The following is a 14236-nucleotide window of genomic DNA, read 5'->3' as shown; positions in this document are numbered from 1 at the left end:
AGATTTTGACAAGAATGCCCTACTAAAAGGAAGGCGTATAAACGCCTTCGGAGAGAAAAATGAAACAACAGTCAGTTCTAATGCAAGTCGCTGATATGGCTAAGATATCAAAAAACTATATTAGTGCGTGGGGAGATGAAGCAAGTGTCGAAGAGGAAACCATTCGTCGTTTACTTGCTTCTCTTGGCTACGATACCTCAAGTGAAGAAAATCTGCTTAAATCGGCAGAAAAGAAACATAAAAAAGAGGTTTTGGATCCCGTTCAAGTTGTACGCGATAGTGAGCAACCCATAGAGATTAAGTTGAATCTAGGTGTTAGTGCTCGCGAGAGTGAATTTAGCTGGCGTTTAGAAACTGAGCAGGGTAAGACCCTTGAAGGATATCTTCAATCGCAAATTGTACGTGATGAGCGTGCAGAAGGCGGCCCTTTAGTGTTTCAACTGCCCAACGTGGAGTGGGGATACCATCAACTTATTATTACCCGCAAGCGTCGTAAAACCCCGTATGAAATGACCCTGATAGTGACGCCAAATGCGTGTTACAAGCAGCAGAAACTATCCCAGCAGAAAAAACTGTGGGGGCCAAGCGTTCAACTTTATACTCTTAGAACTCAGCATAACTGGGGTATTGGTGACTTTGGTGACCTTAAACAATTGGTCGCAGAAATAGCATCACGAGGAGGGGATTTTGTTGGTTTAAACCCAATTCATTCATTATTTCCAGCCAACCCTGAAGGGGCGAGTCCATATAGCCCGTCGTCTCGCCGTTGGTTAAATATTCTCTATATTGATGTCAGTTCTGTTCCTGAGTTTGTGTTAAGTGTTGATGCTCAGCGTAAAGTGGGCAGCAATGAGTTCCAGCAGCGTCTGCATAAAGTTCGAGATACCCATTGGGTTAACTACTCTGAAGTGTCTGAACTTAAAATGAGTGTGTTACCTCTGTTATTTGACGAATTTAAGAGTCGTCATTTGGATGAATCTACCGACAGAGCAAAAGCATTTTTGAGCTTTGTTGAGCAAGGTGGCGAGAGCCTATTACATCAAGCTGCATTCGATGCTCTGCATGGTACGTTGTTTGAAAAAGATCAAAGCATTTGGGGTTGGCCTGTATTCCCTGAGAAGTACCAGCACTTCCAAAATCCAGCCGTTCAAACTTTCATTAAAGAGAATGAAGATAAAGTTCAATTGCACCTTTATTTGCAATGGATTGCCGACAGTCAGATTAATGAAGCGCAGACATTGGCTGAAGAGAAAGGCATGGCAGTAGGGCTTTACCGTGACTTGGCGGTCGGGGTGGCTAACTCAGGATCTGAGACCTGGGCAGACGATGGTAACTTGGTGATGGACGCCAGTATTGGTGCGCCACCGGATATTCTTGGTCCTCTAGGACAAAATTGGGGGCTTCCTCCTCTTAATCCACAAGTTCTTCAAGCAACAGGCTATGACGCTTATATTAAGTTGCTAAGAGCAAACATGAAGCATTGTGGCGCACTGCGTATTGACCATGTTCTTGGCCTACTTCGTTTGTGGTGGATACCGAAAGGTGAAGGTGCAACAAACGGTGCTTATATCTACTATCCCGTTGAAGATATGCTGGCAATATTGGCTTTAGAATCTCATCGCTATCAGTGCAGTGTGATTGGTGAAGACCTTGGAACAGTGCCAGATGAAATTGTTGATATTCTCGCGGATGCAGGGGTTCACTCTTATAAAGTCTTCTTCTTTGAAACAGCAGAAGATGGCGGCTATTACTCGCCGAATCATTATACAGAACAGTCCATGTCGGCACTTTGTACCCACGACATGCCAACGTTACGTGGATTTTGGCACTGTGATGATCTCAAAACAGGTCAGGAGCTAGGGTTATATCCCGACGAGGAGCAGTTACAAATACTGTTTGATGACCGTTTAAAATGTAAGCAAGAGATCCTTAATAGTGTTGAATGGCATGGCTTCTTACCTGATGGTGTTGGTCGTGACGCGACATTAGTGCCAATGGATAAGCACTTAAGTGAAGCGTTACAACTTCATTTGGCCGCTGGCTCTTCGGCCTTGTTGAGTATTCAGCTAGAAGATTGGTTAGAAATGGATAAACCGGTAAACATTCCGGGAACGGTTGATGAATATCCAAACTGGCGTCGTAAGTTATCATTAAATCTTGAGGATATTTTTGCTCGAGAAGAGGTAAATTACATTGCTAAACGCTTAACAGAAGTTCGCGCTGGGTCTGGAAAATAATGCAACGAATACAAACAGTTAATTACGCAGTCTTGCAAGATAGTCACTGCTTGTATTCGCCGGATAGTGAACTTGTTAACTAATTGATATTTTTGAGAATACCCGCTTTATGCGGGTATTTTTTATTATTTATTAACAGCGACTAATTAACAGGTTACTATGAGAAAAGTTGGTTTTTGTTTCATACTTTTGTTTTTAATTTTATAGATGTTTTGGAGATGCCAGTTGAAAAAGAATACTGTGACAAAAAAGGAAGACATTTTTAGTGTATTAGAAAATGCGGCATGCGCTGATCCTTTCTCTTTACTGGGTCCTTATCATAGAGAAAAGCAGCTTTCACTAAGGGTATGGATGCCGGGAGCAAGTAAAGTTGAATTACTTATTGCTGATGAGCCGAGAATCGCCTTGGAGAAAGAGTCAGAGAACAGTTTTGTTCTAGAACATGATAGAGATTTGACATTTACCCATTATAAGTTGGCGGTGAACTGGGATGGAACAGAGCAGATAGTGGATGACCCATACCAATATCATGCTTTGTATAAAGAGTTTGAAGAGCTCCATACTCCTGTGCAAATGTATCATCACATGGGAGCACAGTTTGTCTCTATTGAGAGAGAAGGTGAGCAGATTTCTGGTACTCGCTTTTTGGTTTATGCCCCTCATGCCACCGCAGTGAGTTTAATCGGCAGTTTTAACTACTGGGACGGCCGCCGCAACCCAATGCAACGTTTAGATTACGGTATTTGGGGGATCTTTATTCCTGAACTGGAAGAAGGCGCTCAATACAAATATGAAATCAAAGGGCCTAATGGAGAGAGCTTACCGCATAAAGCCGATCCATGGGGTTTCTATGCCGAGCAGCACCCATCATTCTCCTCTGTAACATACGATCACAACCGGTATGACTGGCAAGACCAACAGTGGCAAAGTCGTCCGGTTAGCACTAAAACCAAACAGGCACTCTCTTTCTATGAACTACATGTTGGTTCGTGGAAGCGAGATAAAGATGGCAACTTTATTGGATATCGCGATCTGGCCGATGAGCTGGTGCCTTATTTAGTTGACCTAGGCTACAGCCATGTTGAACTAATGCCGATCTCAGAGTACCCATTCTATGGTTCTTGGGGTTACCAACCTGTCGGGCTATTTGCACCAACCAGCCGCTTTGGTTCTCCAGATGACTTTAAGTACTTTATTGATAAATGTCACCAAGCTGGAATTGGTGTCGTTCTGGATTGGGTTCCTGCGCATTTCCCATCGGATGACCATGGTTTGGCGAATTTTGATGGTACTCCTTTGTACCACGATCCAGATCCAAGGCGTGGATGGCACCAAGACTGGAACTCCTTTATTTATGATGTAGGACGTGAACATGTTAGACGTTTCCTCGTTGCCAATGCGTTGTATTGGTTCGAGCAGTTCCATATCGATGGTATTCGAGTTGATGCGGTAGCATCAATGCTATACCTAGATTATTCACGTAGCCATGATCAGTGGATTCCAAATAGCGACGGCGGCAACGAGAACTACGATGCCATTGCTATGTTTAAATGGGTCAATGAAGAAGTGTATAAGCACTTTCCAAATGCCATGACGATTGCTGAAGAGTCGACGGCATTCCCGGGCGTTTCTGCGCCAACATATATGGGTGGATTAGGCTTTGGATTTAAGTGGAACATGGGTTGGATGCACGATAGCTTGTCTTATGTGCAAGAAGATCCCGTACATCGTAAGTATCATCACAACACCATCACCTTCCCGCTAATTTACGCCCATAGCGAGAACTATGTGTTGTCTCTGTCCCACGATGAAGTGGTGTACGGAAAGCGCTCTATTCATGACAAGATGCCGGGTGATGAATGGCAGCAAACCGCCAATTTGAGGGCTTATCTTGGTTACATGTATGGTCAGCCGGGTAAAAAGCTAAACTTTATGGGCACCGAGTTTGGTCAAACGGCGGAGTGGAACCATGATGATCAGTTGCAATGGTTCCTGTTGGCCTACGAACGTCACCAAGGTATTCACGCGCTCACTCGCGATTTGAATATGTTGTATCGCAATGAAGTGGCGCTTCACGAACTTGATTGTGATCCAAGAGGATTTGAATGGCGTCTGCAAGATGCACAAGATGCCAGCATATTGGCGCATGAACGCATCAGTGAACATGGTGAAAGAGTGCTAGTGGTGACTAACTTTACGCCTGTTCCTCATGAGTCATTTCGTATAGGTGTGCCCAATAAAGGAAAATATGACTTGCTGTTAAACAGTGATGATAGCCGTTATCACGGCAGTGATTTTGCGGTGATCAAATCACTAAATAGTGAAGAGATAGAGAGTGAAGGATTAGCACAGTCACTTAACTTACGGTTACCACCATTAGCGACCGTGTTCTATAAGCTTTCATAAACGGTACTTCTAAATAGTATTCATAAATAGATAACAACAAGGGTCAGATAGCGATATCTGACCCTTTCTATTTGGTGAGTATAACCAAATAGAAAGGGTATATACTCAAGTGACCTCAAGATGCAGAATTCAGAGCAGCATCAACAAGTTCAGTTCAAGAAAGATAATTGAAGATATTACATTAACGATAGTGTTGATAAAGCGAAAATCCCCAAGGTACAGGTAACCAATGAGGTGACCGTTGTTAGGGCGATAATATTTGCCGCCAGAGCAGCGTTTCCACCCATGGCTCGAGCCATGACATAACTTGCAGCCGCAGTAGGCGCGGCACTCATAAAGAACACAATCCCGATATCAAGCCCTCTAAAGCCAAACAGCAGAGCTGCACCAGTGATGATGATAGGAGCAAAAACGAGTTTGTTTACCGTAGCAAACCACGTGGCGCGTTGGTCGCCTTTTAGAGATTTAATATTTAAAGAACCGCCAGTGCATAACAGAGCAAGGGGTAAAGTCATACTGGCAAAATACTGACCTGCATTTAGTACCATTTTAGGGATAGGAATAGAGAGAAAATAGACAATCAACCCAAGCATTATGGCAATGATTAGAGGATTTTTAGTTATCCCTTTAACAATAACAGCAAATGCTTTTAGCCCCGATGATTTCTCTTTATCGTTCTTCGGACTTAATGCAATGACCGCCAATATATTATAAAGAATCGTCATTGGTGCGACGTAAATCGCCGCTAAAGCGATACCGGTTTCACCATATGCGTTAGCAACATAAGCAAGCCCTATAATGGCGGTATTTGCCCGATAACTGCCTTGAATGACCACCCCTTTATCATTGGAGCCAGAAAAGAGTGTTTTGGTGGCAATAACCACAAAAACAAAGAAAATTAAGTTAGCGCTGAGACCAAAAAGGATTAATGGTGTACTGCTTGAAAAGTCATGTTCAGAACCGACAATACTAAGAAACAGCAAAGCAGGTAAGGTCACTTGAAAAACCAACCTAGACGCGACATCAATAAACGCATCGTCAATAACTGCTATCCGTTTAAGAAATACCCCGAGCAACAGCATTAAGCAAATGGGTCCTGTAATCGATGCTGAAAACTGCAACTGCGCTAAAAACTCCGCCATTGTTACCTCTAAACTCGTCCGTGGATGGTCATTATTACATAAATCGCGATTTAAAAATGAAATATAAAATTAGGTGATTATGCTTAACGTTGCCGTACAGAATGTCAAAATTTTGTTATAGTCCCGTTTCTAAACTATTCAAAAAAAAGAACAACAAGGACACCACGGTGAGTGAGAAAATCTACTTCAATACGTCAGGGAAGTTCAGTGTAAAACGAAAGCTGGTGAACATAACCACTCGTTTGCACCATACCATTGCTCCCAATCATGCTAAAAAAACCGCTAAGCAATTGCTGCTAACACCTGCAAGAATGAAACCGATTAATGATGAGCCGGAAGGTTTAATTAAGGGCGAAGTAGACACCAACGAAGGGGTGATAAAAACGTATAGTCTTGGCGAAGGGCCGGTTTGGGTACTTACGCATGGTTGGTCAGGAACTGCGAGCCAGTTTTACCCAGTAATGGAACACATCGCCTCTCGTGGCTTTACCGCCTTTGCTTATGATCAGCCGGGACACGGTAAGAGTGGTGGTGCTTATGGCCATATTCCCTGATTTGTTGCTTGCTTAGAATCCGTGCTGGATAGCGTACAAGACGTGGCGGGTGTGGTTGGTCATAGTATGGGAACTGCTTCTGCGCTTGAGTGCAAGCACGCAAAAATTGCGCACTGTCCGATGCTATTGATTGCGCCAGTATTGGATTACTTAGACAACTTGTTTGGTAGTGTTAGCCGGTCTGGTTACTCGGTGAAGTTATTCCAAGCGATTGTGGAAGATATTCAAGATCAATATCACTACCCGATCCATATTATCGACCCCTATGCTCACCTCATGAATCGCACTAACCGCACCATTATTGTTCATGATGAGAAAGATAAGTTCACTAAGTTCTCTGTGTCGCAAAAAGCGGCGAGCGAAGGCGATAATGTCACTTTAGTCGCAACGCAAGGGCAGGGGCATGGAAGGGTGATGAAGTGTCAACAAGTGATGGACAGTTTTGACCGCTTAATTGACGTTCAATAATCGCAGATTACGGTAAGAAAAAAAACCATGATTGAATTTGGAACATCGGAGTATAAAAGGGTCAGCTTTATAATGGCGCTGGGCTCGTTTCTTATATTTTGTAATCTGTATCTGTTCCAACCTATCTTGCCTCAACTGGCAGATGAGCTCTCTATATCGGCTACCAAAGTAAATTGGATCTTTGCTTCTACCACATTAATGCTGTCGGTTTTTCTAGTGCCTTGGGCACTAGTTTCTGAGTCCTTTGGTCGTAAAAAAGTCATGTTGGTTGGCCTTTTTGTTCCACCAATCATTAATGTGTTGATGATGCTTGATTCTAGCTTTTATAGCATGGTTGCAGGTCGTGCACTTATGGGCATCTCTTTAGCGGCATTTGCGTCCGTTGCCGTTGCCTATATGGCTGAAGAGATGTCGGCCTCTGCACTGACTCAAGCCGTGGGTGGTTATATTGCGGCTAATAGTCTCGGGGGTATTACTGGGCGTATCGCTGGTGGTGTGCTGACCGATTTGTTTAGTTGGCAGGTAGCGGCATCAGTCATTGCGGTGGCAACATTAATAGGAGCGGTTGCGGTTCTAAAAATATTGCCTCAGCAGCGTTATTTTAAACCTCAGCGAGGTCTGTTTTTTCATCATAATCGTCAGTTAATTCAGCATATTAAAGATAAGCGAGTATGGTTTGCCATGCTTATTGGCGGTTTTAATTTCGCGCTGTTTGTTAATCTATTTTCGGTGATCAGTTTTCGCCTTGCTGAAGCACCTTATAATCTCCCCCCGAGTCTGACGTCATTAACTTTTTTATGCTATCTGTCCGGGACAGTCAGTTCACGATACAGTGGAAAATGGGCCACTAGATTTCACCCTGTACTTGGCATGGTATTGGGAACCATTGTGACGTTATCCGGTATGTTTTTGGCTTACTTTCCTGAAATTCCTTTGATGCTGCTGGGTCTGTTATTGATTAGCAGTGGCGCATTTTTTACCCATGCTCTTGCTTATGGTTGGGTAAGCCAAAAAGCGGTGAGTGCTAAAGCGACCGCCACTGCTCTCTATCTGGTTCATTACTATATTGGCGGCAGCTTAGGGGGCTTTTTCCTTATCTACTGCTGGCAACAAGGTGCTTGGCCTATGGTGATGATGGGGGGAACGGTGCTTTGTTTCGCTATTTTTCTGCTGTGTTATTACTTAAAAGATATGAAAGGAAGCAAATTTGAACAATGAGCTTATTGAAAAACAAGTACGTACTTGGTTAGAAGAGGTGGTTATCGGTCTTAACCTCTGCCCGTTTGCGGCCAAACCAAACCGAAATAAGCAGATCAAAATTCAGGTCTCTCGCGCTGATACAGAAGAGGCTCTCCTAGAAGAGTTATTAACCGAGTTAATGATCTTAGCGACGTCGGATGCAGAGACATTAGAAACAACCTTGGTTGTTGTCCCCGACATGCTGGATGATTTCTATCTCTACAACCAGTTTTTAGACTGGGTAGATGCATTGATTAAGCAGCAAGAGTGGCAGGGGATTTTTCAGGTCGCTACCTTTCATCCCGATTACTGTTTTGCCGGAGTTGAACCGGATGATGATGAAAACTTAACTAACCGTTCCCCATTTCCGATACTGCATTTAATTCGTGAAGAGAGTATGGAACGCGTATTAAAGCATTACCCCAACCCAGAACAGATTCCCGATAATAATATTGATTGCGTAACCTCATTAACGGATCAGCAAAAAAAGCAGTTATTCCCTTATCTGTTTGTGTAAATTTAAAGAGAAAATGACCACGTCACTTTAAGCGACGTGGTCGTTGAAAGTCTAACGCCTCTGCTTCAGTTTATTGGTCTTTAAGTTGCCATTGTTTGCACAAAACCGATGTTCGATGGCTATCTTTGTTGGGCCAGAGTGGCGAGTCCACCGATAAACTCTGAAGCTATTGGTGAATGAAAAGCTTTATAATTATCAAATAAACTTAATAGTGATAATGAATATTATTTACTGGTGTTTTAATTGGCTTCTTTAATTATATTATTGTTATTAATTGGATGTTTCGAAAGTTAAAAAATAGCTAACATATTGAACTGATAGTTTTAAATTATTGATTTAATGCTTTGTATAGAAAATATGTATATAAAGTCATTGACTTGATCAGGAAGTGATTTTATTTTTATATAATAAGGTTTAAATTCATTAACATAAGATGATGTTATTATGGTGAGTAAACGTAAAGTCTATAGTTCTGCGACTTTGATCACGGAAAAAAGCCTGCAGTCATCACTGTTAAAAGATGCTCTAGAAAAGTCTCTCAATATTGATATTAATATTCTAGCGATTAATAATTTATCGTTAACAATGTTTTCTCGAGGGAAAATAATAGCAGATTTGGTTATTATTGATATGAGTGTGTTCTCCCGTGAAAAAGAAGAGATTTATGCATTATGTCAGCGTCAGCACTTTTCTGATACTCCTGAAATACTTATCAATTGCAATAAAAAAAGCCAATACGAAGATTTTAAAGTTTGGTCTAATCTAGTTGGTGTTTTTTATATAAGTGATGATATAGAACTTCTTAATCAAGGTGTTGAAAAGATATTATTTGGTGAGATGTGGTTGAGTCGAAAACTAGCGCAACAATATATACAACATTTTAGAAGAAAAAATGGGGTAAAAACAAGCGTAACATATAAGCAGCTAACAAAACGGGAACAGCAAATCATTAAATTACTTGGCAATGGAAGTTCAAATATTGAAATTGCAGAGAAACTATATGTGAGTGAAAACACGGTAAAAACGCACTTGCATAATGTTTTTCGTAAAATAAAAGCTAAAAATCGTCTTCAGGCATTACTTTGGGCAAAAGAGAATATAGGTGTTGAAGAGCTAACATAATGTTGATTGTCAGCAAGCCAATAGGCGCTTAACTATTGATGAGTTTCAAGAGTGCGAATTGTATTGGTTTCCGCTCTGTGATACTGATTTATTCTGTAGCATGGTCATGCTTTTAAATCAGTGTCTTGATCAGAAACCAATAAACTTGTATTAAATAAAAACCTTGAGATTATTCGGATGTATTACATAAGTTAGAAACTGTTATAAAATTTCATGTTTTTCAGCTGCGTATCTCTGGATGATAGCATTGTCCATCTCTTGTGCACTAGCTGGTTGCCACATCCCTCGTTCTATTCCTTCAATAACCAGATGAATCACAGCCGCATCAATAGCCGACATTACTGCAATATTGACAGGTTCGTTGTTGGAATAACCCATTTCAACTTCAAGTAACTCTTTGTAGTCAACAAACCTGAAGGCACCAGCGCTTAACTCGTGCGAGTAAATAGTCTTACTGGTGGTGACGCTAAGCAATATTTGGCCACTGCGTACATCAACAACACGCAAATTAACGGTGACCATATCAGTGCGGTATTTCCCTGAGCCACCAATACCGAGATAGCGAGCGCCAGCTCCTCCGGTTTGAATATTAGAGTCGTAGGCCACGATCCCACCTTCAACCACAATATTGGCAGAACTAAGAGATGGCAGTTCCTTACTATGGTTATTTGGTGATTGTTCTTTTTTCTGAGCTGCGCGGATAATTTTTCGTTCGGTTAAAAGGTTTTGCAGCCCTTCTCTTTCTAAAGGTATAAACCATTTAGAGTCTAAAAGAGATGTGGTGAGCAATGCTGTCCCTCCTTGAGGCACAGCGGTAGAGAAATTGCTGTTTGGAGATGGCTTATATTGCCCTGTTTGGTCTCTAAAATCGTATACTGATACTAATATCTTACCTTTTGGTGATGGCAATGAAATAAGGTCACCATAGGTACTTCCTCGTGGCATAAGTTTTGGACTTTCATCTGCATCAGGGACACTTACATAGTTTGAACACCCTGCTAGTAATGCGATAACGAGGGTTATTATTACGTTTTTCATAAATATAATGTCCTTATTATATTTCTTAGTTATTTGGTGTTAATCCGCTGACGTTAATCTCGGTAGATTCTCCCGTATTTTTGTCTCTTATTTGAATGACCAGATTTCCGCTTCCTGGAGGGTTTTCTGATACATTCAACGTAAAGTCAGGGGTATCAACAATACCAGAGGTATTGCCAGTACCAATGTCTGATAAAAGTTGGCTAATAAGTCTAGACTCTAGGTTTGCAGCGAGTCGTTCTAATGACGACTGTTGCTCAATGCCTGAACTACTACTTGGAGCTTTGTAGGTGTTGATTGCGTTGGCTACCCCCATAAGGTGGGCACTGTTATTCGGGTGACCGCCAAAACTTGGATTAATGGGGGTGTATATGAGTTCTGATGCGCCAGTTACTGTCGATGCAGCAATTAACAGCAGAATGCTAAGTGGTTTATTTTTCATCATTACCTCGACTAAAATTCATCATAATCCAAATCAAATGTATCCATAAATAGACGCTCTATTTGCCAACGAGTTAAATAAGTACTGACGGCATTTATCGCCTCATCCGCTTTCTCTTCTGCTTGGCGTTTTCCTGGAGACAGTGCTGTTCTATAAATGAGTTTTCGAGAATGAAAAACGCTGATGATACTACCTGAGAGAGCAGTGGGCCTTTCCTTAATCATAAAATTTTCATTTAGATTGTCGTATTTTTCATTTAGTTTTTGAGTGAAGAAAAAATAAAAGTCTTCACCAAATCGTGTCATGGTTCTGTCTATAATTAATCCAGTGACTTCATCAAAATTATCAAATTTTGGTTTTATATCTTCTAATTTCACCCCGTTTTCTAATGATGAAGATAAGCTTTCTTTATTGCTTGAATTGTCACTAAAAGAAAAATTGCTATAAATGCATAGAGTTATAATAATATATTTGCCAATGCTTTTTACTCTAATTTCCATAGGGTAACCCTTCGTTTTTATATACTGTTTGGGCTTTTTATTTTTTTATACTAGTACTGTAAAATTTAAACGGCAAATGTTTTCTTGTTTCTGATTATTTAATAATAATTATTTTCTCAAAAATGAGAATTAATCTATTTACTGTAAAATATTTGTTAAATAAATGTATATTTTTGGTGTCGTTAGTATTTGTTAACTTTGGATTTAGTTTGTATTTTTTATTTAATGCTAAAGTTTATATTTTGATGTGTATATTCAACGTTAAAGTTTATTGCCGTAATGTTGTTTTGTTTTAATAATAAGTTAGTGTCGAGATGAGATTTAAATAATATTGGTTTTTATAAACCTATCGGCATGAAATTTTTATTAATAAGGTGAAGATAATGAAGCTGCCAAAAATATTGTTTCTTTCACTTGTTCTTTGGTTTTTTTCTTCATGTGCTTTAGCGGTATCAGAAGGTTTTTACTATTCATCTAATGGTAGCGGCCCAGATACAGATTTTAAACCAACGGTAAACTTTGAGGAACTGGAATTACATAACAGCGACTTCGCTAATTACGCCGATGTTGACATTGATTACAGCTATAACAACGACATTATTGTTATACAAAATCACGGTTCGGCGATAGATACAAACAAGGCCAAAGTGTTACAGCGTGGAGCGGAAAATAGCTTAGCTTACATCAGTCAAAATGGATCAGGGAACATAGGGTTAATTGAACAACAGGGTTCCGATAATGTCGCGCTTCTTGTACAGACGGGGAACCATCATAAAGGACAGATAACGCAATTCGGTGACGATAATTTGGCGTTGCTGGTACAAAAAGTCGCGGGTAGTGAGATCAGTCTTTCTCAAACAGGAAACAGCAATACTGCATTGGTTGTTGATTATGGTGGTTCAAGCTATGGAATAAACCAGACAGGTTCACATAGCTATGTTTCTGTTGTCAGCAATATGCATAAAAACATCAGTGTTAAACAGTAGCTGATACATGAGTATGAAATATAAATATTATTTTAAAATAAAAGGACGTCTATTATGAAAAAATTAGCACTAGCAATTACAGTTGCATTAGCATCAAATGCTGCAGTGGCTATTGATGATCTATCTGGGTATATTAATTCTGAGTTCCCTGATAAACATAACAACGCTGTTGTTCAAACTTCAAACACCTTATTTGGCACTATTAAAATTTCTCAATTAAGTGATGACACCGCTGTTGTTGACTTAAAAAATACCATTGGTTATAGCGCTGATGTATCTCAAAGTGGCGAGAAGAATAAAGCGTTAGTTAAATCTAGTGGTTATTCGGCTTATAGTAAAACAGTGATTAATCAGTCAGGGGATGAGAACGAAGCGAGTGTTAAATCTAGTGGCGCCTCTTCACTTAATGATGTCGCTATTCGTCAAGGGGTGACTGCAGCATCTAATAATGATGAAAGAGCAGGTAGACTCAACAAAGCAGAAGTCGAGCTTATTTCATCTGATTCTAATCATGTCATTATCAGTCAAGACTTTATGAATGATGCTGACGTTTATGTACAAGACTCAGATTTGAACCAAGTTACAATTTCTCAGACCGCAATGAATCGTGAAGTTAACCCTAGTTTAAATGCCGGAGCGAGAGTGAAATTAACAGATATGTCAGATTCTAACCGTATAACTATCCTTCAAAGTTCATACAATGAAGCTGACGCATCTCTGAAAGGTTCAAGCGGGAATATCGTTAATGTCGAACAGTACTACGGCAATAAAGCAAATCTCAATATGAAATGGTCAAATGGTAACGTTATTTCTGTTGATCAAGACTCAGGTTTTGGCACGATTAAGAATGACACCGATGTCAGAATGAATAACTCTGATAGCAACTCAGTAACCGTCATGCAAAAAACTGAACTGAATAAAGCGGATATTGATATGGACTTCTCTAGCCGCAATGCAATTGATATATCGCAAACTGACGAATCAAATCTGGCTAAAGTTGATTTAGATTACTCTAATGCAAACTGGATTGATATTAATCAAGTAGGTACTGCGTCTGTTGCGGATGTTAAATTGACCAGTTCTCATGGGAATTTCTTTGCTAATTCCGACGGCACAATGGGTGTGACAATTCAACAAGCCTCTAACGACTATGCTCGCGTGCATATGACCAATTCGGTTCATAATGCAGTTAGCATTAATCAACAGTAATGATACTAAGTAGTTGGTTGAACAAAGCGGTGCTTAGCGCCGCTTTGTTGCTCTCGGAACTGACGTTGGCGGGTGAAATGGCATTGCAAATTGATGATCTTTCAATAAAGAGTTCAAATCAGCAAGGTCATGTTCAGCTTATGTTCGTATCAGAGAGTCATTTGGCCTATTTGACGGTTCAATCCAGTGCCGGGAATCGGATGTCTACCACCTTGAACAAAGGAATTAGGGTGAGTTACAGATTGAATATCACACAATTTCCAATTACCGTATTTTATGAAACCGACAATAGTGAAAGTGAGTTTATGATCAACTGTAATGACACTTGTTTTGTTGTTAGAAAATAATAGTGATATTAGAAAATCGCCTTGCAGTA

General features: G+C 40.4%; 12 protein-coding genes and 1 pseudogene. 9 read left to right on the top strand and 4 right to left on the bottom strand.

The window, feature by feature from the left end; translation table 11 throughout:
• The first annotated feature begins 59 nt into the window (after nt 1-59).
• Entirely contained in the window at nt 60-2237 is a 2178-nt protein-coding gene (gene malQ / locus F0227_RS00230; RefSeq protein WP_171751134.1) for a 4-alpha-glucanotransferase, read from the top strand.
• A gap of 225 nt (nt 2238-2462) precedes the next feature.
• Nucleotides 2463-4643, top strand: a complete 2181-nt coding sequence (glgB, locus tag F0227_RS00225; RefSeq protein WP_171751133.1) for a 1,4-alpha-glucan branching protein GlgB — start codon at nt 2463-2465, stop codon at nt 4641-4643.
• A gap of 176 nt (nt 4644-4819) precedes the next feature.
• On the opposite strand, the gene F0227_RS00220 is transcribed toward glgB, so the two are convergent.
• On the bottom strand, nt 4820-5785 hold the full coding sequence (locus tag F0227_RS00220; protein WP_171751132.1) for an AEC family transporter: 966 nt from the start codon (nt 5783-5785) through the stop codon (nt 4820-4822).
• A 167-nt stretch (nt 5786-5952) separates the two neighbouring features.
• Between F0227_RS00220 and F0227_RS00215 the strand changes: the two are divergent.
• The 4 genes and pseudogenes from F0227_RS00215 to F0227_RS00200 all read left to right on the top strand — a co-directional run bounded on the left by F0227_RS00215 (nt 5953) and on the right by F0227_RS00200 (nt 9685).
• A pseudogene (locus tag F0227_RS00215) lies at nt 5953-6807 on the top strand (alpha/beta hydrolase).
• A 27-nt stretch (nt 6808-6834) separates the two neighbouring features.
• The gene (locus F0227_RS00210) at nt 6835-8025 is read left to right on the top strand and encodes an MFS transporter (protein WP_171751131.1); all 1191 of its coding nucleotides are present in this window, start codon (nt 6835-6837) and stop codon (nt 8023-8025) included.
• Nucleotides 8015-8563, top strand: coding sequence for a DUF1415 domain-containing protein (locus tag F0227_RS00205; RefSeq protein ID WP_171751130.1), 549 nt, complete (start codon nt 8015-8017; stop codon nt 8561-8563). The genes F0227_RS00210 and F0227_RS00205 overlap by 11 nt, the downstream gene beginning before the upstream one ends.
• A 444-nt stretch (nt 8564-9007) precedes the next feature.
• Nucleotides 9008-9685 carry a LuxR C-terminal-related transcriptional regulator gene (locus F0227_RS00200; RefSeq protein ID WP_171751129.1) on the top strand — a complete coding sequence of 226 codons (678 nt, stop codon included), beginning with the start codon at nt 9008-9010 and terminating at the stop codon, nt 9683-9685.
• A 201-nt stretch (nt 9686-9886) separates the two neighbouring features.
• On the opposite strand, the gene F0227_RS00195 is transcribed toward F0227_RS00200, so the two are convergent.
• The 3 genes from F0227_RS00195 to F0227_RS00185 are packed head-to-tail and all read right to left on the bottom strand — an operon-like array spanning nt 9887 to nt 11665.
• Nucleotides 9887-10723 carry a CsgG/HfaB family protein gene (locus F0227_RS00195; RefSeq protein WP_171751128.1) on the bottom strand — a complete coding sequence of 279 codons (837 nt, stop codon included), beginning with the start codon at nt 10721-10723 and terminating at the stop codon, nt 9887-9889.
• Between the two features lie 25 nt (nt 10724-10748).
• The gene (locus tag F0227_RS00190; protein ID WP_171751263.1) at nt 10749-11165 is read right to left on the bottom strand and encodes a curli assembly protein CsgF; all 417 of its coding nucleotides are present in this window, start codon (nt 11163-11165) and stop codon (nt 10749-10751) included.
• Nucleotides 11166-11176: 11 nt separating this feature from the next.
• Nucleotides 11177-11665, bottom strand: a complete 489-nt coding sequence (locus tag F0227_RS00185; RefSeq protein ID WP_171751127.1) for a curli production assembly/transport protein CsgE — start codon at nt 11663-11665, stop codon at nt 11177-11179.
• Between the two features lie 383 nt (nt 11666-12048).
• Here F0227_RS00185 and F0227_RS00180 point away from each other — a divergent pair, with 383 nt between their 5' ends.
• From F0227_RS00180 to F0227_RS00170, 3 genes are read left to right on the top strand one after another with little or no spacing between them, the layout of a single operon-like run.
• Complete coding sequence (locus F0227_RS00180; RefSeq protein ID WP_171751126.1) at nt 12049-12651, top strand: hypothetical protein; 603 nt, start codon at nt 12049-12051, stop codon at nt 12649-12651.
• A 54-nt stretch (nt 12652-12705) separates the two neighbouring features.
• Nucleotides 12706-13860, top strand: a complete 1155-nt coding sequence (locus tag F0227_RS00175) for a hypothetical protein (RefSeq protein ID WP_171751125.1) — start codon at nt 12706-12708, stop codon at nt 13858-13860.
• Nucleotides 13860-14207, top strand: a complete 348-nt coding sequence (locus F0227_RS00170) for a hypothetical protein (RefSeq protein ID WP_171751124.1) — start codon at nt 13860-13862, stop codon at nt 14205-14207. The genes F0227_RS00175 and F0227_RS00170 overlap by 1 nt, the downstream gene beginning before the upstream one ends.
• Nucleotides 14208-14236: the final 29 nt, after the last annotated feature.

Source organism: Vibrio sp. 99-8-1, from assembly GCF_013114595.1.
GTDB lineage: Bacteria > Pseudomonadota > Gammaproteobacteria > Enterobacterales > Vibrionaceae > Vibrio.
This window is presented reverse-complemented; position numbering and strand designations above follow the sequence as displayed.

What these genes read in the sequence shown, in the direction of transcription:
- F0227_RS00185 (WP_171751127.1), bottom strand. Translation starts at nt 11,665, where the DNA reads ATGGAAATTAGAGTAAAAAGCATTGGCAAATATATTATTATAACTCTA.
- F0227_RS00190 (WP_171751263.1), bottom strand. Translation starts at nt 11,165, where the DNA reads ATGAAAAATAAACCACTTAGCATTCTGCTGTTAATTGCTGCATCGACA.
- malQ (WP_171751134.1), top strand. Translation starts at nt 60, where the DNA reads ATGAAACAACAGTCAGTTCTAATGCAAGTCGCTGATATGGCTAAGATA.
- F0227_RS00175 (WP_171751125.1), top strand. Translation starts at nt 12,706, where the DNA reads ATGAAAAAATTAGCACTAGCAATTACAGTTGCATTAGCATCAAATGCT.
- F0227_RS00195 (WP_171751128.1), bottom strand. Translation starts at nt 10,723, where the DNA reads ATGAAAAACGTAATAATAACCCTCGTTATCGCATTACTAGCAGGGTGT.
- F0227_RS00180 (WP_171751126.1), top strand. Translation starts at nt 12,049, where the DNA reads ATGAAGCTGCCAAAAATATTGTTTCTTTCACTTGTTCTTTGGTTTTTT.
- F0227_RS00170 (WP_171751124.1), top strand. Translation starts at nt 13,860, where the DNA reads ATGATACTAAGTAGTTGGTTGAACAAAGCGGTGCTTAGCGCCGCTTTG.
- F0227_RS00210 (WP_171751131.1), top strand. Translation starts at nt 6,835, where the DNA reads ATGATTGAATTTGGAACATCGGAGTATAAAAGGGTCAGCTTTATAATG.
- F0227_RS00200 (WP_171751129.1), top strand. Translation starts at nt 9,008, where the DNA reads ATGGTGAGTAAACGTAAAGTCTATAGTTCTGCGACTTTGATCACGGAA.
- F0227_RS00220 (WP_171751132.1), bottom strand. Translation starts at nt 5,785, where the DNA reads ATGGCGGAGTTTTTAGCGCAGTTGCAGTTTTCAGCATCGATTACAGGA.